Here is a 19,567-nt window from a genome sequence, read left to right as displayed (position 1 = left end):
TATTATAAACCTTCTGGGTTTAAAATGAGGACCACTCGTCCATCACCGAGAATTGTCGCACCAGAGAAATAATTAGAACTCTCTGCAAAGAAGTCACCTAATGACTTTAAGACGATTTCTCTTTGACCGATAATTGTGTTTACAATAAGTCCATAGCTGCGATGTGTATTACGAACAATTAACACAGGAACCATTTGACCATCATATGACGCAAACGCCTCATCTACTGTTTTCTCACCAAATACAGTACTTAAATGCTTCACTTCAATAATTTGATTACGGTAATTTAACACATCTTTTCCTTGTAAGGATTGGATGTCTTCTCTCTTAATCCGAATTGCTTCAACAATATTACCAAGAGGGAATGCATAACGTTTATCATTCGTTTGAACAAGCATAGATTGAATAATTGACAACGTTAATGGAAGTTCAATTCTAAATGTACTACCTTTTCCTTCTTCAGAATCAATAATTAAATGTCCACCTAAACTATGGATCGTATGTTTCACTACATCTAATCCAACACCACGCCCAGAAAGGTCTGATACAACTTCAGCTGTACTAAATCCTGGTTGGAAGATTAAATCAAATACTTCACGGTCCGTTAATTTATTTGCCTCAGATTCTGTTACAACACCATTTTTAATCGCTTTTTCTAATACTTTTCCTTTATGAATACCGTTTCCGTCATCCGTAATTTGAATTACAACATGATTTCCACTATGGAATGCTTCTAATTTAATCGTACCTGTCTCATTTTTACCTGCATCACGACGTTGTTCAACAGTTTCAACCCCATGATCAATTGCATTACGGATTAAATGAACGAGTGGATCACCGATTTCATCAATAACAATTTTATCAACTTCAGTATCTTCACCTGTAATTTGTAAATCGATTTTTTTCCCTAAATCTTTCGCTAACATACGTACCATACGTGGGAAACGATTGAAGACCGTTTCAATTGGTACCATACGCATGTTTAGTAGTACATTTTGAATATCTTTTGAAATATCGCCTAATCGATTTAAATGCTCAATTAACTCCTTATTTTGAATCCTTTGTGCCAATTCATCAATGCGCCCACGTTCGATTACACTTTCTTCAAACATATTCATTAATCTTTCGATTTTTTCTAATTGAACACGTATGGAACGATTTTCTACTTTACCACTTTTTGTCTTCGCATTACTCTTAGCTGATGTAGCACTAGCAGGTTGCTTCGATATTTCTTTAGTTGATTCCACCTGCGTAGCCACTTGTACGACTTCTTGTGTAGCCAATTCTTCCGAAACTACTTCTTTTGATGTATGTCCTTGCTTCACTTCTACTTTCTCAATTTCAGAAACATGAAGCACCACTTGTTTTAATTCTTCTTCACTTTGATCAGTATCCATAAATACTGTGAACTCAAATCCGAAAGCATCTGCTTCAATTTCTTCAATACTTGGAACTGTTTTTTGTACATTACCTACATTTTGCAGTGCTTCAATACACATAATTGCGCGTACTGCTTTTAAAATAGCTTGTTGCTCAACAGTTATATGCACTTCATGTGAAACTGCATCATCATTATTTATAAGTTCTTGCTCAATATATTCCACAGGAGTTTCTACATTGCCATTCAATAATGCTTCTAATTTCTGCTTAGTTGTAATCACATCAATATTGCCCATTCCGCCTTGTTGCACATCTGCAACCATCTTCTCTAAATTATCAATGCACTCAAAAATCACATCAATAATCTCAGCATTTACAACTATATTCCCATGACGAATTTCATCTAAAACGTTTTCCATTTTATGCGTTAAATCCGCCATTTCTGTAAATTCCATACTCGCTGACATACCTTTAAATGTATGGGCTGAACGGAATATTTCTCCCACAACATCCATATCGGCAGGATTTTGTTCTAAAGTTAGCACATTTTCATTTAGCGATTGTAAATGTTCTTCTGATTCCTCAAAAAATATATTTAATAGATCTGTTTGCATTTTAATCCCCTACCTGTCTAACAAACATTTCATTTATGTATAACAATTTAGTGTTTTAAAGCGAGAAAAAAGGGGGCCACTCGCATATCCGCTATCAATGTTTAGATTCCTTGTGGCACCCCTTCTATATTAGCTGTTTGCTACTTTTGTTAAAGCTTCGATTACGCGATCTGCTTGGAATGGCTTTACAATAAAGTCTTTTGCTCCACCCTTAATTGCATCTAATACCATACCTTGTTGTCCCATTGCAGAACAAATGACAACTTTTGCACTTGAATCAATTTTAATAATTTCTTTTAATGCTTCAAGTCCGTCCATTTCTGGCATAGTAATATCTAATGTAACAATATCAGGTTGAAGTTCTTTATACTTTTGAATTGCCTCCACTCCATTTTCCGCTTCTCCGATTACTTCAAATTCAGAATTACTTTTTAATAAGTTTTTAATCATCGTTCGCATGAACATCGCATCGTCTACAACTAAAATTTTATGTGCCATTCTTTTTGATTCTCTCCTTCTATGTATAAATATATCTTAATATTTCATCTTATCATTCTCACTCATTATACAAAATAAAATGATAAAATTTAATATTTTTTTAAAAGAATTTTCGTATTTTTATTATTTATTATCAAAATAACAATATACTATTCTTTTATATAAATGACAACGCGACGGTTTTTTTCCCAATTTTGCGGTGAATCATTTGGTACTACTGGCTTGGTATCTGCATATCCTACCGCAGCTAGCCTTTTATCATCCACATTATACACTTCAATTAAGTGATGAATCATATTTGCCGCTCGTGCAGAAGATAATTCCCAGTTTGAAGGGAATTTGTCGTTATGAATCGGTCTACTGTCTGTATGTCCTTCTACAACAATGGGATTTGGTACCGATTGGAAAAATCCAACTAATTGGCTTATTATCTCTTTCGCCTCCGGTTTAACGTTCGCATCACCCGTATCGAATATTAAATTATCTACTATAACGACACTTACCCCTGTGTCCTCTCGATATACATTCACTTGACTAATACCGTTATTATCTACATATGCTTTTAACTTTTTATATAATTCGTCCATTCTCTTTTTAGAGACCATTTTTTCATCATTTTTTTCATGTGAAATATCTGGTATTGTATTTTCCATTACTTTTGCATCTACTTGCTCCACATCACTAAACTTTTCAAGCATCTTCGACAATTTTACTGCATCCTGCTTTGATGTAGCAACTAGTAATACAAAGAAAGTTAATAATAACATCGTTAAATCTGTAAAAGTTGTCATCCAACGAGGCGATCCCCTTTGCGGTCGTTTTATCATCACCTTACCACTCCTTGAAATATTAGGCTGCTCGTTTTACTTTTTTTATCTTTGTTTCGTATACGTATGTATCCAGTTTTAACTTTAATTTAGAAGGAATTTGTCCACGATACAATTCTGAAATTGCTTCAATAACAAACTTCTTCTCTGTATATAAATCCTCAATACCACGATACACTTTTTCAGCAAGAGGGATTGCAATCATATTTGCAAGTACTGATCCATACAATGTCGTTAACATTGCAACTGCCATCCCTGTACCAATTTGCGATGTATCTTGCAAGTTTTGAAGCATAATGATAAGACCGATTAAAGTCCCTATCATGCCCCAAGCTGGAGCGAAATCGCCAATTTTATCTAATAACGCTGCTCCTTTTCTTAACTCATATACTTCTGTTTCAATATCTTTCATTAATACTTCTTTTAATTCCTCTTCATCGTAACCACTTAACATTAATCGAATTCCTTTTTGAATAAAAGGATTGTCTACTTGCTCTCCATCAACTTCTAAAGAAAGCAGGCCATGTTTTTTAGACTTTTTCGAAAAATCAACGAACAAATCCGTTAACTGTTCTAAATCTGCTTCTCTTCTATGTAAAACAGTAAAAATACTTTTCGTGTATTTTTTTATTTCTCCAAATCGATATGCCACAACAATTGTCGCTGTTGTTCCCCCTATGACAATTAAAATAGATGAAACATCTAAAAAGTTTTTAAAAGCTTTTATTCCACCGCCACCAATCATAATTGCCGCTATCACTATAGCAAAACCTACTATAATGCCAACTGGGCTAGAAATGTCAAACTTCCTTTTTCTTCTTTGTGGTTTAGCTAATCCTTGATTTTCGTCTCCCATATTCCTGCCCTTCCCTTTTCATTTTTATAAAACATTTTTTTATTTTAATAATGCGTTTTCACATATAATATGTATTATACGCTTATCATCTATTTATCGCAATATACTCATAGAATTGACACATTTTATTTCCATATTAGAATTACAGTATAGAAATATGAGGAGGATCACGATGGAACATAACATTTTACAAATCATTGCACTAGCAGAAAAACTAAAATATGAAATGCGGCATAGCTGGCTTTCTAACGGACGTCAAGAAAGCGTTGCTGAACATACGTGGCGCATGTCTCTAATGGCCATTTTAGTTGAGCCTTATTTGGATCAAAAAGTCAATGTTGAAAAATTACTTAAAATGGTTATTATTCACGACCTAGTCGAGGCAGAAGCTGGTGATATTCCTGCTTTTGATACAATGAATAGTCATGAATTACAATTACAAAAACAAATAAATGAGCAAGAAGCAATTTTAAATATTAAACGCACATTAAAAGGTTCTCTCGGTGAGGAATTGTATGATTTATGGATGGAGTTTGAAGCAAAAGAAACGTACGAAGCAAAAGTTGCTAACGCACTTGATAAACTTGAGGTGAAAATTCAGCATAACGAAGCTGATATTGATACGTGGCTACCAATTGAGCACAAAATGACATTCCAAGTAGCAAAGCATACAAACTTTGATTCTTTCCTATCTAAATTACAAAAACTCATCGAGCAAGATGGAGAAAAGAAATTACTAGCTGCCGGCATTGACGTTGAAGCTTGCAAAAGATAATGAAATAAGACACTCAATATGAGTGTCTTATTTCATTATTGTTGATACAGCCTGCTTGTAAATAAGTTGTTGTTTTCCATCAACTAACATTAAAACAGTAAATTTGTCTATCGCAACAATTTCTCCTACTATTCTAACGCCACTCTTTAAAAAGATTGTAACAATACCTTTTTCTTCTTTTATTTGTTTATACAGCTCTTCTTGTAAATGTTCCAAATACTGTTCTCTCCTTCTTTTATAGAATATCTTAATATAAAAAACTACAAATTATTTATTTATGTACTTTATCTTTTACATTCATAAACTTATTAATTAGTATATCTAAATCTCGGCTAAATAACAAAACTTTATCATGATCCAACCCGTGTCTAGCAACAAGTTGAATTAGCTCTTTCTTTTTGTTTTCTATTTTATTTTGTAATTGTCCCATCTCCATCTCTTTACTAAAACTCCCTTTTCCCATAATATTACTTGTAAAATTATAGTACAAATCCTCTCATAAAAAAATATAAAAATGGTTTTTTTTACAATTTTATATTTTTTTATGAACAAATCGCAAAATATATAACGATTTATCCATACATCCTTAGCTCAATATACACTTAAAATGACCACACAGGCGTTTGTCTAATTACAAAAGAGACTGGCTCCTTTTCCACACAAAAAACATACTTTATACAGTAGTCCATGAATTATATAGATTAACTTACTCAAAAGGAGGAAAACATATGAGCTATGGTGGAAGTTGCGCTGGTTTCGGCGGTGGATTTGCTTTGCTAATCGTACTATTCATCCTTCTAATCATCATCGGATGTAGCTGTTGGGGTGGCGGCGGATACGGGTACTAATATATCCTATCCTTAACAAATGAACGAAAAACTATACGAAAACAGCTCATATTTGAGCTGTTTTTTCATACTTTTGTATGAAATTATATCCCTCTTTTTTGTGATTTCAACTCATAAAAAAATGTTTACTATGAAATAAGAAACATTTTTACTTAGGAGGATTACAATGATTAAAGGTCTTTACGAAGCACATTTACCCGTCCGTAACTTAGAAGTGTCTATACCTTTTTACGAATCACTTGGACTGAAATTATATAAAAGAGGAGATGATATTGCTTTCTTTTGGATTAAAGAAAATGAAAGTTGGCTCGGCCTTTGGGAAGGCACAGAATACAAAGTGAATTATCATCCCTCTTTACGACACATCGCCTTTCAAGTAAGCTTACATGATTTAGAACATGCGATACATTGGCTAAGTCAAAAAGGTATTTCAGTACGAAAAGACTTTGGAATGGAACCAATTGAGCCAATTGTTTTTCCTGAATTAGCACATGCCGCCGTATACTTTAACGACCCTGATGGAAATAGTTTAGAATTGATTGCACAATTACCTGTTGGACTTCCTACAGCGGAGAAAGTGTATTTAAGTGAGTGGAAAAAAACAAATTCAAACATCGTCATTACATAAGGATTAAGCTTTTTATGTCAGTTTCTTATTCCGCACTTCTTAAAACAAATAAAAACTTCAAAAGACTATTTTATGGGCAAACATTAAGCGTGCTTGGAGATTGGTTTCACACGGTAGCTTTATTAACATTCGTCTATAGCATAACAGAATCACCGTTTATGATCGCACTTACTTTTATAAGTAAAGGTTTACCACAGCTTCTCCTTAGTCCATTTATAGGCGGAATTGTAGATCGTTTTTCTAAAAAGAATATTATGATTTTTACCGATATTTTACGAGGCATGCTCGTCCTCACTTACTTATTTGCACCATATAAAATTGAGATTATTTTCATTGCTAATATATGTTTATCTGTACTTTCTTGTTTATTTGAGCCGGCTAAACAAGCAACTTTAAAGAATATCATACACCAAAATCATTTCGTAACTGCGAACTCTCTTTCTAGTACAATGAATGGTTTTATGTCTATTATGGGGGCTTCTTTAGGCGGAATAGTTGCACATTCTTTCCATATTGAGTTTGCTTTTTTAATGAACAGCTTGTCGTACTTTATTTCAGCCTATTTTATTTATAATATGAGTATTCCTGCTCATGATACTTGTAACAAGAACAAAGCATTGTTCACTGATATAAAAGATGGTTATACATACATATTACAAACAAAAATCATTTTAACATTAATTCTTGTCGGCATTTCATGGGGCATTATTGGAGGTGCTTATCAGCTGCTTTTAACAATCTATGCTGAAAAAATTTTCCACACTAACATTGGAGCTTTATATTCGGTTCAGGGGGCGGGGCTTATCATCGGCAGCCTCCTCGTTAATCTTTATATATCTCATAATAAAGAGAAAATGAAAAAAGCATTTGGTTGGGCCTATTTCCTACAGGGAATTTTCTTTCTCGGATTCATTTTATCTGATCAACTTATTATCGGTATCACTACATTGCTCTGTATGCGCATAGCAGGAGGAATCATCGTTCCACTTGATACGACATTACTTCAAACTTACACGCACGAAAATATGATTGGTAAAGTTTTTTCATTTCATTACTCAATTTATGGTTCGCTTATACAGTTATCTATGTTCATTACAGGGTGGCTATTAGAAATCCTTTCTCCTCAAATGATTGGTAGTCTTCTAGCTATATGTTGTATTTTTGTTAGTTTTATATGGCTGTTTTTATTTTATCGCGGAGAATTTAATGAAGAATCTACCTCCAATTAATAGCATGTTTATGTACATGCTATTTTTATTTATGTCGAAATATAAAGGAAAAAGACGATTTATTTTCCTTACGTTCTAATTTTTTAGAATGTACAATAAATTTAGATTATAAGAAAGGAGATGTCATAATGTTTGACGATAGACTTACTATTTCAGCTGAGCAACAGAAGCTCATTTCTAATGCAACTCGTATTCAAATCCTTCACCTCTTAAAAGACGAAGCACTCACTGCAAAACAATTAGCTACGAAACTAAACAAAACTGCTGGAAGCGTACATTATCACGTTCAAATTTTATACGATGGGGGGTTGCTTGAATTAGTAGAAACGAAGGAAAAACGAGGGATTATTGAAAAATATTATAAAGCAAAAGCAGCTCACTTCTATATCGAAGAGAGCGGCACAGAAGGAACGAATACAGGTAGTCATATTGTATCTCATCTATTTTTAACTCCGGAGGAATTACAACAGCTTACTTGGGAGATTACACAAGTTTTATTACGCTGGGAAAACAAAACCGCTCGTCAATCAAACTCTGAAGAAGAATACGCTATTTCCTGCAGGATTAAAAAACAATGAAAGAAAGGGCCATTTGTTCATGAAAAATAAATTATTATTATTGTCGGGAACAGGAATTTCTCGTTTAGGTGATTTTATGTATCTTATCGCTCTAAACTTAATGGTGTTAAATAGCACAAACTCCCCTGCTGCTGTAGCAGGATTATGGATTGTCGGTCCAATTGCCACCGTTGTTACAAAAATATGGTCTGGTAGTATAGTAGATCGATTAAACAAACGGTCTATTATGCTCATCACAGATATCATTCGGGCAGCTCTTATTGGCTGTGTTCCACTATTTGATTCTATTTGGACCATTTATATGTTTATCTTTTTAACTCGCATCGCTACATCATTTTTCGATCCAGCTTCATTTTCTTATAAAACAATGCTTATACCTGCCGAAGAACGCGCTCAATTCAACGCTTGGAGTAGCTTTTGTACAAGCGGGGCTTTTATTATCGGTCCAGCTCTTGCTGGAATACTTCTCACCACGTACTCAGCAGCCTTTGTTATTTACTGCAACTCACTTTCCTTTCTTCTTTCTACCATTCTTATTTACTTCTTGCCAAACATTACATTACAAACAAAGCAAAACGAAGAAGTTACAAATACTTTCGTACAAACATTACGAAGTGATTGGAAACAAGTTTTTTCATTCGCTCGAACGGAAACTTACATTATTCTCATATTCGTTTTATTTCAAGCGACTATGCTTGTTGCTATGGCACTCGATTCACAAGAAGTTGTTTTCACAAATCAAGTACTGTTTTTATCCGATATAGAATATAGCATGCTTGTTAGTATAACTGGAGCTGCTTACGTTTCCGGTTCATTTCTTGTCTCTCTCTTTGCCAAACGATTACCAATTCAATATTGTATCGGATTAGGGACCATTTTCACAGCAATAGGCTATGTAATTTTCGCCTTTTCAAATTCATTTATAGTCGCAGCAGGCGGTTTCATTTTACTTGGTATTTCTTCATCATTTGCTGGTACTGGCTTTATCACATTTTATCAAAATAACATCCCTGTACATATGATAGGACGTATCGATAGCGTGTTTGATTCAATAAAAAATTTCATCCAAATCTTTTTCGTTTTAGCAATTGGGGCATCCGCACAATTTCTTTCCGTTCAAATTACTGTAATAAGTAGCTCGTTACTCATTCTTTTCCTTTCCTGTTTATTAGCAATCCGGGTAATGACTCCTTCGCGAGAAAAATATTTTAAAGCTACATCATCATTAGAATATTAACTGCAACATAAAAAGCGGCTATTTTGCCGCTTTTTTCCCATATTAAAGGACAGTAAGCCCCCCACTGATTAAAGTTTCACTTCATGTTAAAATATGTATTAGATCTGATTATATAGGAGGACTATTTTGGAGATTATATTCATTTTCATATGTATTATATTAGTAGCTTCTATTTTACAAACAAGTACAGGTTTTGGCTTTTCTATTATGGCAACACCTTTCTTACTCATGTTATTTCTACCACAAGAAGCTATACAAATAAATATCATTTTATCATTAATTATTTCCATATCACTCATTTGGAAAATAAGAATGGACATTGATTTTATTCTACTGAAAAGATTAATTTTCGGAAGTATAGTTGGTGTTCCTTTTGGTATTTTCATTTTCATTTCCATTAACATCAACACTTTTAAATTAGCAATTAGCATCCTGCTCTTACTATTAACGTTGATGCTAATATGCAACTTTAAGATTAGGTCAACAAAATCTAGAGATTTCTTAGTAGGCGGATTATCAGGTCTTTTAACGACAAGTATCGGTATGCCAGGACCACCCCTGTTACTTTACTTTACAGGAACTAATACGAAAAAAGAGAAATTGAGAGCAACTACTTTAGCTTTTTATCTATTTATATATTTCATTAGTCTACTAACTCAAATACTCTTTACTGGCACAAACAAAACAATTTGGGAATCAAGTTTGTATGCTATTCCAATCGTATTTCTAGGTTTGTATATAGGCCAAATTATTTTCAAATGGCTTAATCAACGGATGTTCAAAATATTTACGTATATCCTTCTAAGTTGCACGGGTATGTATCTTCTTATTGAAAGTTTGCATTTATTATAGAAGGTGCTTTAGATTGTGCCATAACAGATAGGTTTTAAATGAAGTATCGCTATATTTTTAAACGTGATAACGATAAAAAGCGGCTATTATGCCGCTTTTTATTTTCACTTATACTAACGTTTTATCACAAAGTTCTGTTACATTTTTAAAGTATTGCAAGTTCTCCTTCGCTTCAGCTTCGTTAAATAAATTGAGCTGCTTCATTATTTCAGCAGCAAATTCAACGTACGCAGACCCTACCGCTGTTATTATTTTTCCATCAACAGTTACATCTTTATTTTGTTTATATTCCCATTCATGTAAATGCGCTAATTGTTTTTCATCTGATGTTAATGATGTTGAGAATTTCTTCTTATTAAGTATTCCTGCTGCATGTAGTAAAGATGTCCCTGCACAAATACCCGCTATCCATTTATTTTGCTTATGTAATTCGTTCACGATAGATAACAATTGTTCATTTTCTAAATGATCAAAAATATGTCCTCCGGGTACGATAAACACTTCATAGTCCGCTACTTCAATATGCTCCATAGAGACATGTGGTTGACACAAAAATCCACCTTCTCCTGTAACTGTTTTTCCATCTATTGTTGCTGTTACTATTTCAAATTCCTTACTTATCAAAAATAAACTAGCTATATTCACTTCAAATTCTGCAAATCCATCAAATAAAAAGATTAAAGCTTTTTTCATATTATCCCCTCCCCCTATACTTATTCGAAGACAATCATATTTCTCCTCCAAAAAAGGCAAACCTGCATACAGGTCTGCCTTTTTACTCATTTCTTATTAAATCCTTTTTCATGTAAAAACTTTTTCATATGCATTCTTTTTTCTTTAGACATGAACGAACTCATCGATTCCGTCCATGTTACGTTTTTCTTGTTTGATGATCTTTCTTTGTAATACGAGTTCATCGTTTCATCATATTCACTTAATAATTCATCATATTTCTTTTCATCATATCCATTTTCATGAAGGATTGCTGCTACTGGTAAACGTGGTTTCACTCCATGATTTTCATCTGGTACACCGACTGTCATTCCGAATACAGGATATACTTTATCTGGTAAATGAAGCAATTCACTCACTTCTCTTGGATTATTACGAATACCACCAATATAACAAATACCGTATCCTAACGATTCTGCTGCTAACGCCAAGTTTTGCGCAAAAAGTGAAGCATCTACCGTTGCTACAATAAAGTCTTCTACTCCTTCATGCTTTACCTCTGTACCATGTTTTTCACATGCCATTTCAAGTCGTTTTAAATCTGCACAACAAACAAAGAATGCTGCGCAGTCTTTCACATGGCGGTTTCCAGATAACTCTGCTAATTTACCCTTTAGACCTTGATCGGTTACATAAATCACAGAATATGCCTGTACAAAATGCGAGGAAGCGGCATGCTGTGCGGCTTGCACCATTCTCTCTACCACTTCTTTGGAAATTGGTTCTTCCTTATATTTACGAACTGAAACATGTTGCTCCATTTTATGTATCATTTCATTCATGAAAATCACTCCTTTTTCTCTTCATAATGAAAAATTAACATATCTTTTTCAATATTCACAACTTATAAGCACAAAAAGAGAAATTCTTTTTGAATTGCTCTTTTTTAAATCATCTATTGGTACGGTAAATGAAATTATATGAACGATTTTTCGAAAATGTTGACTTCCCGGCAAGTACCAGCATATTTACAGCAAATTATTTCTTGTCTTATTACGACGTTTTCAAAACTTTAATACCTTTTACGATATTCCAAATGAAGTAATAAATCCCTACAAGAATAAATACTGCATATGTGATCATCATTCCAATTCCAGCACCATCAGATTGATTGAAGCTTAAACCATATATGCCGGATACTGCTAATCCACCAAATAAAATCGCATACGGGAAAATATGTGACCAAAATGCTTTTTTCGCGTGGTATTTCACTTCATCCTCTGCAACGAAGTACACGATAATTGGTAGTAAAAATGGTGCAAAAAAGATACTAAAGTAACATAGTGAAGATAATATATTATTTCCTTTCATCCGATTCACCTCTAAATAATTTTTGTTATCTTCATTATGTCAGGAATCCACTCTAGAAACTATCGCTTTACCTTTCATGAACATGACACATTTGTAAGATTTCCCTCAAAAAATCCCGCCTAGAATGCTAGGCGGGACCACTTTCACTATATTCGATTCATAAACCAATATTGCGTAATGGCTAAATACTCTCGTATATTTGATGGAATGACAATTCGCTTCGGTGTTTTCGCCGGAAGACCTTCTAATTGTAAACCTTGTTTGGCTGCTATTTTTTTCGCTCTAAACATATGGAAATCGTTTGTTACGATCATTCCTTTTTTCATATTGTCCGGAATTAATGGTTTTGAGAATTTAATGTTCTCATCTGTACTCGTTGACTTATCTTCCATTACTATGCGATTTTCTGCAATTTTTAGTTTCATTAATTCATTTTTCATTGCTAATGCTTCTGAAATATCTTCCCCTTTTCCTTTCCCTCCAGACACAATAGCAATTGTTTTCTCATGTGATTTTAAATACTCTGCTGCTTTATCAATACGATATTGCAAGGAGTATGATGGTTTCGTCCCGTTTACTTTCGAGCCTAATACAATTATATAATCAGCTTCATAGGTCGCATTCATTTGCCCATGCTTATAAATGTTATATTGTAAAAATCCCACATAAACGGCGCAAACCATTATAATTCCTATCATATACTTAATTATTTTTTTCTTTTTCATATCCATATACTCCTATGTTCTTTGCTTCTTTCATGATAATATCCATTTATTTGTTTGTATACAGACAAATTCCAATTCAACCTAATTTATCCTCTAGAAAGTAATATTTATATTCCTTTCGGGAACAGTAAGTACAACTTTGCACGAAGGAGTGTCCCTATTGCTTCTCTTTTTATGTAACGTATCGTTCTTTTTTATTTTATTTTTACTATCGCTTAAGATGCTCGGTAAATCTGCTTTAGCACAACTAACTCCTCATGATTTTGGTGCTATTATCTTTTTATCTTATTTAGCTTTTCAAGCCATACCAGTCTCTGGTGCTTTGCAAGCTTTTCTCGGTATGGTCGTTATTACATGTTTACATTTAATTCTTACAAAATTAAGCCTATTCAACAAACTAAATCGTTTCATTCTCGGGCACCCTATTATTTTAATTAAACATGGTGACATTATTTTTGAGAACTTACAAAAAAGTAGATATCCCATCGCTGAATTACTTTCTAACCTTCGCGTCGCAGGATACCCAAGTGTTCATGAAATTGAATACGCTATTTTAGAAGCAAATGGAGCCATTAGCATTTTACCAAAGCGTGAACTTGTCCCATTAACTCCGAAAGATTTGAACATAGATGTTAAGTATGCTGGATTACCAATTGCCCTTATTGTTGATTCGCAAATTCAATACGATAACTTAAAGTTAATTCATAAGGACGAAAAGTGGTTATATAAAGAATTAAAAGAAAAAGGCATCACAAATATTAAAAACGTTGCCTTTGCGTCTGTTCAAGAAATAGATGGATCTTTTGCTATTAGTTTAAAAGAATAAAAAATCCCCTTACTTGCTCAAGGGGATTTTCTTCATTATATTACTTCTTTCTCTCCCACCATATTTAATGGAACAGGATGTTTCATACGATTCATCGTAAATACGATGATCGCTGTCAACACTTCTGCTACTGGCATAACGAGCCAAATTCCATTTATCCCAAATAACTTTGGCATAATCCATAACAATGGAATTATAAACAGTAACCCTCGGCTCATTATAATAAGCACTGATTTCTTCGTTTGTCGCACTGATTGAAAATACTCTCCGTACACAATGTTATAGCCTAAAAATACGTATTGGATAAAGAACAAACTAATACCTGTTAATGTTAACTCCAATAATTCTGGAGATTGGACATCAAATAGACCAATAATATATTTCCCGAAGAATAATCCGACAATTATCGCAACACCTCCGAGTACAACTGCAATTTTCACAGCAAACTGTAAACCTTCACGCAATCTTTCTGCTAAATTTGCACCGTAATGGAAACTAGCAATTGGTTGCAATGCAGCACCTACACCGAAGAATAATAGTAATGTCATCGCGTGAATACTATTCACCATCGCATAGGAAGCAACACCTACTTCTCCTGCATATTGGACAAATGCAATATTAAAACCAATCGTTACGATTGCGACCGTACTTTCTGTTGTAAAGCTTGGGAAACCTATTATCATAATTTGTTTAATCGTATCCCATTCAAAATGGAATTTCGTCCATTTTAAAATACTACTTTTTCTAAAGAAGTGTGTTAATAATACAAGGAAACCAATCGCTGCTGAAAGAATAGTTGCTGAAGCAGCACCTGTTACGCCCCATCCAAAAATAAAAATAAAGATATAGTCAAACACTATATTTAATACAGCTGTTACAACAAGACCTGCCATTGCTAAATTAGGATTCCCATCATTTCGTATAAATGTACTTAAAATATTTTCTAAAACGTATATCATTCCAAATGTTAATAATACGTGTAAATAATCTAACGCATACGGTAAAATCACTTCGTTTGCACCGAATAAGTATGCTAAATCTTCTATTCTCCATAAGCAAATCGCCGCTAAAACACCTACGATAACAACTGCTACCGTCATAGATTGAGTAAAAATAGACCTTGCTCTTTCTAATTTATTTTCACCTAGTGCAATGGAATATAACGTTGCCCCGCCCATTCCGATCCACAATGAAATAGAGAAGAAAATTGAAAACGCTGGAATAGCGACATTTACTCCTGCTAAACCGTTCGCTCCAACTCCTCTACTAATCATAACCGCGTCAATCACAATATTAACTGACATTAATACCATTCCAAGAACCGCTGGTATTAAATAAGAAATAAATAAACTTTTAATTGGTTTTTCTCTTAATTTTTCTGTTACTTCCATACTAGTATGCTCCTTTTTTCAACGCTCTGTTCACAGTTTAAACCTTCAAGTAACTTGAGGGTCAAGAGAGAATTGAAAAATAGGTAACTGAATTGTACTAATGAATGTGAATTTGTAATCAGTTCAAAGGTTTTCACCTTATTTTTTCACTACAGGAATTTGAATTTCTGTTACTTGCTCCTCCGGATTTTCTGTTACAGACCAATCAATTAATGCAATCTCAATCGCATCTCCGTCTACTTCATATCCTTCTTGATCAATGTATTTCATTAACTTCTTATAGGTTTCATCAGTTTCTTCATATGGTCCATGGTGATATACACAAGCAAATATACCCTCTTTAATTTCATCTGAACTATGTACTTGAAAAGGCATGTAATCCAAAAGAATAAAAACACTGCTATATGCTTGAAATTCATTTTGCATTAATCCTTTTTTCGCAACAGTTACACCAATATCTCCAGAAAATAAACTATCATCCATTTGCCTCATATTTTTTTGCAACGAATGGATGTAGTACTCAAACATATCATCCGTCGTATTCGGGGCAACCGCAATTGCTGTAATTTTCCGCTGCGGGATCTCTTTAATTACCATTTGTTCAGCTTTTGCTTTTGTTGCTTCCTTAATTAAATGAATTCTATGCTCCATTTTCGCCAAAGCATACTCAATTTCTCTTTGTTTTTTCAACATTAGTTCTTGTTGTTTTTCTAGTAAATTGAGTGCGTATGCTGGATTTCTTTCATCAATATATTTCTTAATTTCCTTTAATGGAATATTTAATTGACGTAAAAATTTAATCGTATCTAATAGTGAAAATTGATCGATTGTGTAATAGCGATAATTTGTTTGTGGGTCCACAATGGACGGATGAAAAATTCCCTTTTCATCATAATAACGTAAAGTAGATTCCGCCATATTATGCATTTTTGCCATTTCTCCAATTGTAAAGCGTTTATTTAATAACATCTTTTATTCCCTTCCATTTCTATTTATTTCATTATATGTTCATTCTGTCTTCAAAACAAAAAAGAATTCCCACAAGAGAATTCTTTTTATTCATTATTACACCTCTATAATTATAGGAAGAATCATCGGTTTTCTTTTCGTACTCGTATATATATACTTCCCTAAAGCTTCTCTTACTTCTCTTTTCAAAATACCCCAGCTATTCGCTTTCTCTTTCTTTAAATTATTAATTGTAATAACAGCTAATTTATTTAATTCCTTCAAAAATTCTTCTGAATCACGAACATAGACAAATCCACGAGAAATAATATCAGGACCTGAAATTATTTCTCCATCCACTTTATTAAAAGTAATGACCATAACAAGCATTCCATCTTCTGAAAGTTGTTTTCGATCACGTAATAATGCATTTCCAACATCACCAATTCCTAATCCATCTACATATATATTTCCTGCCTGTATTTTTCTAGATTGAATTGCCACTTGGTTACTTATATCTACAACATCTCCATTACGAACGATAAAAACATTCTCTTTTTCAACACCAATTGATTCTGCTAACAAACTATGGTGATGTAACATTCTAAACTCTCCATGAATTGGGATAAAATATTTTGGCTTCATTAATGTGAGCATTAACTTTAATTCTTCTTGATATGCATGACCAGATACATGGACTCCAGTAGAACTGCCTGATCCGTAAATCACTCTTGCCCCTAATGCAAATAAGTTATCGATAATTCGCGAAACATTACGTTCATTTCCTGGAATAGGAGTCGCAGCTATAATAACCGTATCTTCTGGTAAAATATCTACTTGTCTATAGTTTCCACTAGCTAAACGCGCTAAAGCTGCCATTGGTTCTCCTTGACTTCCTGTACAAAGTATTGCAGCCTGCTTTGGCTCTAAATTATTTACCTCATTTGCTTCAATTAACATACCATCTGGAATATTTAGATAACCTTTCTCTAGAGCAACTTCTACTACATTTACCATACTTCTCCCGAGCAAAGCTAGTTTTCGATTTGTTTTTATACAAGCTTCAACTATTTGCTGAACACGATTTACATTAGAAGCAAAAGTAGAAATAATCACTTTCCTATTTGCCTTCATAAATATTTCCTCTATCCGTTCCCCTACCGACCTTTCTGATGGGGTAAAGCCAGGTCGTTCTGCATTTGTACTTTCAGATATTAAAGCTAATACACCTTCACTACCTATTTTAGCCATTTTATGAATATCAGGATGTTGATTATTAACTGGTGTTAAATCAAATTTAAAATCACCTGTATGTACTATAGTACCTTCTGGTGTATGGAAAACAATACCGAGACAATCTGGAATACTATGATTCGTTTTAAAAAAAGTTGTCTTAATAGCACCAAAATCAATTTCTGATTCTGAATGAATCACGATTAATTCTGTATCATCTTGAAGGTTATGTTCCTTTAATTTAATTTCAATTAAACCTAACGTTAACTTCGTAGCATAGATTGGTACGTTTAGTTGTTTTAAAAAATATGGTATTCCGCCAATATGGTCTTCATGTCCATGCGTCACTACTAATCCGCGAATTTTTTCTTTATTTTCTTGCAAGTATGTGACGTCTGGAATTATTAAATCAATTCCTAATAAACTTTCATCTGGAAATTTAGATCCACAGTCAATAACGACAATATCATTTTCAGATTGAATAACATACATATTTTTCCCTATTTCATTTACTCCACCTAAAGCAACAATAGACACGTTGTTTTTTAATGACTTCAAATTATAAACCCTCCCTTTCACAGTTATAACTCGTGAAATAGTATTTAGGCTTTATTATTCGTAATGAAAAAGGACTTCATACTATTTCATACATATAAAATTCACATGCTACTCTTACACCTATATCCTCCATAACACAAGTTCTTCGTAAAAAGGCTCCCATTTTTCCATTGATTTTTTGTAAAATCTATTATATATTAATTACAGGTTCAAATTACGAGTTCAAAAGAACTTGTAATCAGACCCTTTGTTTAATGGGTTTTACATATTTTCATTAGGCAAATTCCGAGAAATCGTATGATAAAAATAAAAATGATGAGGAGAGGATCCGATGGAATTCGAATTTTTCTTTCAAATTGCACTTATTTTATTAAGTACAAAGCTTGCTGGTGATCTTAGTGTTAGATTAGGTCAACCTTCTGTACTAGGTAAATTAATTGTTGGTATCGTTATCGGTCCAGCTGTATTAGGTTGGATTGAAAACTCAGAGCTTCTAACACAATTAAGTAATGTCGGTGTTATTCTTTTAATGTTTATGGCAGGACTTGAAACAGACTTAGAAGAATTAAACGCAAATCGTAATTCTTCTTTAGCTGTTGCACTTGGAGGTATTATTCTTCCATTCGTAGGTGGTTACGTTTCTGGTCTTGTTATGGGAATGGAACAAGGAAATGCTGTATTTTTAGGATTACTCCTATGTGCGACAAGTGTTAGTATTTCCGTACAAACACTTCGCGATTTAGGCAAGATGAAAACACGTGAAAGTACAACGATGCTTGGTGCGGCTGTATTTGATGACATTCTTGTTGTTATTTTATTAGCATTTGCAATGAGCTTCTTAGGTACAGACGATGTTAACTTAACAATGGTTATCTTGAAGAAAGTTGTATTCTTCGCTTCTATTATTTTAATCGGATGGAAAGGTGTTCCTGCGATTATGCGCTGGTTATCACCACTACGCGTATCTGAGTCTATCGTGAGCGCGGCTCTTATCATCTGTTTCTCATTCGCATATTTCGGCGAACTATTAGGAATTGCTGGTATTATCGGTGCTTTCGCAGCTGGTATCGCTATTTCTCAAACGAACTACAAACATGAAGTAGAAAAGAAAGTAGAACCAATTGCTTACGCTATGTTCGTTCCCGTGTTCTTCGTAAGTATCGGTATGAATATTACATTTGACGGTATTGGCAATCAAATTTGGTTCATCTTAGCATTAACAATAATCGCTGTATTAACGAAACTAATTGGTTGTGGATTTGGTGCACGAATGACTGGATTTGACGCTAAGTCTTCTGCAATTATCGGTGCTGGAATGGTTTCTCGTGGTGAAGTCGCACTTATCATCGCAGGAACAGGACTTTCTTCAGGTCTATTAGCACAAGATTACTTTACAGCTATCGTTATTGTCGTTATTTTAACTACAATGATTACACCACCAATGTTAAAATACACTTTTGGTGCAAAAGATAAAGCAATGAAAGCAAGTAAATAAGTTTCATAAAATAAAAAGAGATTGCT

21 protein-coding genes and 1 pseudogene are annotated in these 19,567 nt (G+C 33.6%); 9 read left to right on the top strand and 13 right to left on the bottom strand.

Going from position 1 to position 19,567, the window contains the following annotated elements; genetic code table 11:
- Nucleotides 1-2 precede the first annotated feature (2 nt).
- The 4 genes from DN390_RS21335 to DN390_RS21320 all read right to left on the bottom strand — a co-directional run bounded on the left by DN390_RS21335 (nt 3) and on the right by DN390_RS21320 (nt 4,175).
- Entirely contained in the window at nt 3-1,994 is a 1,992-nt protein-coding gene (locus DN390_RS21335) for a chemotaxis protein CheA (protein WP_098609201.1), read from the bottom strand.
- A 129-nt stretch (nt 1,995-2,123) separates the two neighbouring features.
- Nucleotides 2,124-2,492, bottom strand: coding sequence for a response regulator (locus DN390_RS21330; protein WP_000940576.1), 369 nt, complete (start codon nt 2,490-2,492; stop codon nt 2,124-2,126).
- Between the two features lie 149 nt (nt 2,493-2,641).
- Nucleotides 2,642-3,319, bottom strand: a complete 678-nt coding sequence (locus DN390_RS21325; protein ID WP_060630271.1) for an OmpA family protein — start codon at nt 3,317-3,319, stop codon at nt 2,642-2,644.
- Between the two features lie 22 nt (nt 3,320-3,341).
- On the bottom strand, nt 3,342-4,175 hold the full coding sequence (locus DN390_RS21320; RefSeq protein WP_147808367.1) for a flagellar motor protein MotP: 834 nt from the start codon (nt 4,173-4,175) through the stop codon (nt 3,342-3,344).
- Between the two features lie 172 nt (nt 4,176-4,347).
- Between DN390_RS21320 and DN390_RS21315 the strand changes: the two genes are divergently transcribed.
- Nucleotides 4,348-4,950 (top strand): HD domain-containing protein, encoded by a 603-nt coding sequence (locus DN390_RS21315; RefSeq protein ID WP_060630269.1) that lies wholly within the window; start codon nt 4,348-4,350, stop codon nt 4,948-4,950.
- 27 nt (nt 4,951-4,977) lie between these two features.
- Here the strand turns inward: DN390_RS21315 and hfq are convergent, their stop codons facing one another.
- Nucleotides 4,978-5,166 (bottom strand): RNA chaperone Hfq, encoded by a 189-nt coding sequence (gene hfq / locus DN390_RS21310; RefSeq protein ID WP_000400658.1) that lies wholly within the window; start codon nt 5,164-5,166, stop codon nt 4,978-4,980.
- 55 nt (nt 5,167-5,221) lie between these two features.
- Nucleotides 5,222-5,440 carry an aspartyl-phosphate phosphatase Spo0E family protein gene (locus DN390_RS21305; RefSeq protein WP_060630268.1) on the bottom strand — a complete coding sequence of 73 codons (219 nt, stop codon included), beginning with the start codon at nt 5,438-5,440 and terminating at the stop codon, nt 5,222-5,224.
- A 238-nt stretch (nt 5,441-5,678) separates the two neighbouring features.
- Here DN390_RS21305 and DN390_RS21300 point away from each other — a divergent pair, with 238 nt between their 5' ends.
- From DN390_RS21300 to DN390_RS21275, 6 genes and pseudogenes are all read left to right on the top strand, one after another.
- The gene (locus tag DN390_RS21300; RefSeq protein ID WP_000120179.1) at nt 5,679-5,798 is read left to right on the top strand and encodes a YjcZ family sporulation protein; all 120 of its coding nucleotides are present in this window, start codon (nt 5,679-5,681) and stop codon (nt 5,796-5,798) included.
- 166 nt (nt 5,799-5,964) lie between these two features.
- Nucleotides 5,965-6,433 (top strand): annotated as a pseudogene (locus DN390_RS21295) (VOC family protein).
- A gap of 7 nt (nt 6,434-6,440) precedes the next feature.
- Nucleotides 6,441-7,655, top strand: a complete 1,215-nt coding sequence (locus tag DN390_RS21290) for an MFS transporter (protein ID WP_147808366.1) — start codon at nt 6,441-6,443, stop codon at nt 7,653-7,655.
- Between the two features lie 128 nt (nt 7,656-7,783).
- Nucleotides 7,784-8,233 carry an ArsR/SmtB family transcription factor gene (locus DN390_RS21285; RefSeq protein WP_147808365.1) on the top strand — a complete coding sequence of 150 codons (450 nt, stop codon included), beginning with the start codon at nt 7,784-7,786 and terminating at the stop codon, nt 8,231-8,233.
- A 19-nt stretch (nt 8,234-8,252) separates the two neighbouring features.
- Entirely contained in the window at nt 8,253-9,470 is a 1,218-nt protein-coding gene (locus DN390_RS21280) for an MFS transporter (RefSeq protein ID WP_098296221.1), read from the top strand.
- Nucleotides 9,471-9,596: 126 nt separating this feature from the next.
- Nucleotides 9,597-10,322 (top strand): sulfite exporter TauE/SafE family protein, encoded by a 726-nt coding sequence (locus DN390_RS21275; protein WP_147808364.1) that lies wholly within the window; start codon nt 9,597-9,599, stop codon nt 10,320-10,322.
- A gap of 108 nt (nt 10,323-10,430) precedes the next feature.
- Here the strand turns inward: DN390_RS21275 and DN390_RS21270 are convergent, their stop codons facing one another.
- From DN390_RS21270 to DN390_RS21255, 4 genes are all read right to left on the bottom strand, one after another.
- Nucleotides 10,431-11,015, bottom strand: a complete 585-nt coding sequence (locus DN390_RS21270; protein ID WP_147808363.1) for a type 1 glutamine amidotransferase family protein — start codon at nt 11,013-11,015, stop codon at nt 10,431-10,433.
- Between the two features lie 86 nt (nt 11,016-11,101).
- Nucleotides 11,102-11,836, bottom strand: a complete 735-nt coding sequence (gene nfsA / locus DN390_RS21265; RefSeq protein WP_147808362.1) for an oxygen-insensitive NADPH nitroreductase — start codon at nt 11,834-11,836, stop codon at nt 11,102-11,104.
- Nucleotides 11,837-12,047: 211 nt separating this feature from the next.
- Nucleotides 12,048-12,365, bottom strand: coding sequence for a magnetosome magnetite crystal formation protein family (locus DN390_RS21260; RefSeq protein WP_147808361.1), 318 nt, complete (start codon nt 12,363-12,365; stop codon nt 12,048-12,050).
- A gap of 146 nt (nt 12,366-12,511) precedes the next feature.
- Nucleotides 12,512-13,090, bottom strand: a complete 579-nt coding sequence (locus DN390_RS21255; protein ID WP_218944380.1) for a YdcF family protein — start codon at nt 13,088-13,090, stop codon at nt 12,512-12,514.
- Nucleotides 13,091-13,250: 160 nt separating this feature from the next.
- Between DN390_RS21255 and DN390_RS21250 the strand changes: the two genes are divergently transcribed.
- Nucleotides 13,251-13,916: a DUF421 domain-containing protein gene (locus DN390_RS21250; RefSeq protein ID WP_087964835.1), complete on the top strand. Its 666-nt coding sequence runs from the start codon at nt 13,251-13,253 to the stop codon at nt 13,914-13,916.
- Nucleotides 13,917-13,951: 35 nt separating this feature from the next.
- Here DN390_RS21250 and DN390_RS21245 read toward each other — a convergent pair whose 3' ends face one another.
- The 3 genes from DN390_RS21245 to DN390_RS21235 all read right to left on the bottom strand — a co-directional run bounded on the left by DN390_RS21245 (nt 13,952) and on the right by DN390_RS21235 (nt 18,046).
- Complete coding sequence (locus tag DN390_RS21245; protein WP_147808359.1) at nt 13,952-15,307, bottom strand: MATE family efflux transporter; 1,356 nt, start codon at nt 15,305-15,307, stop codon at nt 13,952-13,954.
- A 138-nt stretch (nt 15,308-15,445) separates the two neighbouring features.
- Complete coding sequence (locus tag DN390_RS21240; protein ID WP_147808358.1) at nt 15,446-16,276, bottom strand: MerR family transcriptional regulator; 831 nt, start codon at nt 16,274-16,276, stop codon at nt 15,446-15,448.
- A gap of 96 nt (nt 16,277-16,372) precedes the next feature.
- Nucleotides 16,373-18,046: a ribonuclease J gene (locus DN390_RS21235; protein WP_098237462.1), complete on the bottom strand. Its 1,674-nt coding sequence runs from the start codon at nt 18,044-18,046 to the stop codon at nt 16,373-16,375.
- A gap of 331 nt (nt 18,047-18,377) precedes the next feature.
- On the opposite strand from DN390_RS21235, the gene DN390_RS21230 reads away from it, so the two are divergent.
- Nucleotides 18,378-19,541: a cation:proton antiporter gene (locus DN390_RS21230; protein WP_060630255.1), complete on the top strand. Its 1,164-nt coding sequence runs from the start codon at nt 18,378-18,380 to the stop codon at nt 19,539-19,541.
- Nucleotides 19,542-19,567: the final 26 nt, after the last annotated feature.

This window comes from Bacillus sp. SH7-1, assembly GCF_008042405.1.
In the GTDB taxonomy this organism is placed as follows: Bacteria; Bacillota; Bacilli; order Bacillales; family Bacillaceae_G; genus Bacillus_A; species Bacillus_A thuringiensis_N.
Note: the sequence above shows the minus strand (reverse complement) of the source record. Positions and strands in the feature narration are given on the sequence as shown.

Coding starts and splice junctions, on each gene's coding strand:
- DN390_RS21335 (WP_098609201.1), bottom strand. CDS start 1,994: ATGCAAACAGATCTATTAAATATATTTTTTGAGGAATCAGAAGAACAT.
- DN390_RS21330 (WP_000940576.1), bottom strand. CDS start 2,492: ATGGCACATAAAATTTTAGTTGTAGACGATGCGATGTTCATGCGAACG.
- DN390_RS21325 (WP_060630271.1), bottom strand. CDS start 3,319: ATGATAAAACGACCGCAAAGGGGATCGCCTCGTTGGATGACAACTTTT.
- DN390_RS21320 (WP_147808367.1), bottom strand. CDS start 4,175: ATGGGAGACGAAAATCAAGGATTAGCTAAACCACAAAGAAGAAAAAGG.
- DN390_RS21315 (WP_060630269.1), top strand. CDS start 4,348: ATGGAACATAACATTTTACAAATCATTGCACTAGCAGAAAAACTAAAA.
- DN390_RS21300 (WP_000120179.1), top strand. CDS start 5,679: ATGAGCTATGGTGGAAGTTGCGCTGGTTTCGGCGGTGGATTTGCTTTG.
- DN390_RS21290 (WP_147808366.1), top strand. CDS start 6,441: ATGTCAGTTTCTTATTCCGCACTTCTTAAAACAAATAAAAACTTCAAA.
- DN390_RS21285 (WP_147808365.1), top strand. CDS start 7,784: ATGTTTGACGATAGACTTACTATTTCAGCTGAGCAACAGAAGCTCATT.
- DN390_RS21280 (WP_098296221.1), top strand. CDS start 8,253: ATGAAAAATAAATTATTATTATTGTCGGGAACAGGAATTTCTCGTTTA.
- DN390_RS21270 (WP_147808363.1), bottom strand. CDS start 11,015: ATGAAAAAAGCTTTAATCTTTTTATTTGATGGATTTGCAGAATTTGAA.
- nfsA (WP_147808362.1), bottom strand. CDS start 11,836: ATGAATGAAATGATACATAAAATGGAGCAACATGTTTCAGTTCGTAAA.
- DN390_RS21260 (WP_147808361.1), bottom strand. CDS start 12,365: ATGAAAGGAAATAATATATTATCTTCACTATGTTACTTTAGTATCTTT.
- DN390_RS21255 (WP_218944380.1), bottom strand. CDS start 13,090: ATGAAAAAGAAAAAAATAATTAAGTATATGATAGGAATTATAATGGTT.
- DN390_RS21245 (WP_147808359.1), bottom strand. CDS start 15,307: ATGGAAGTAACAGAAAAATTAAGAGAAAAACCAATTAAAAGTTTATTT.
- DN390_RS21240 (WP_147808358.1), bottom strand. CDS start 16,276: ATGTTATTAAATAAACGCTTTACAATTGGAGAAATGGCAAAAATGCAT.
- DN390_RS21230 (WP_060630255.1), top strand. CDS start 18,378: ATGGAATTCGAATTTTTCTTTCAAATTGCACTTATTTTATTAAGTACA.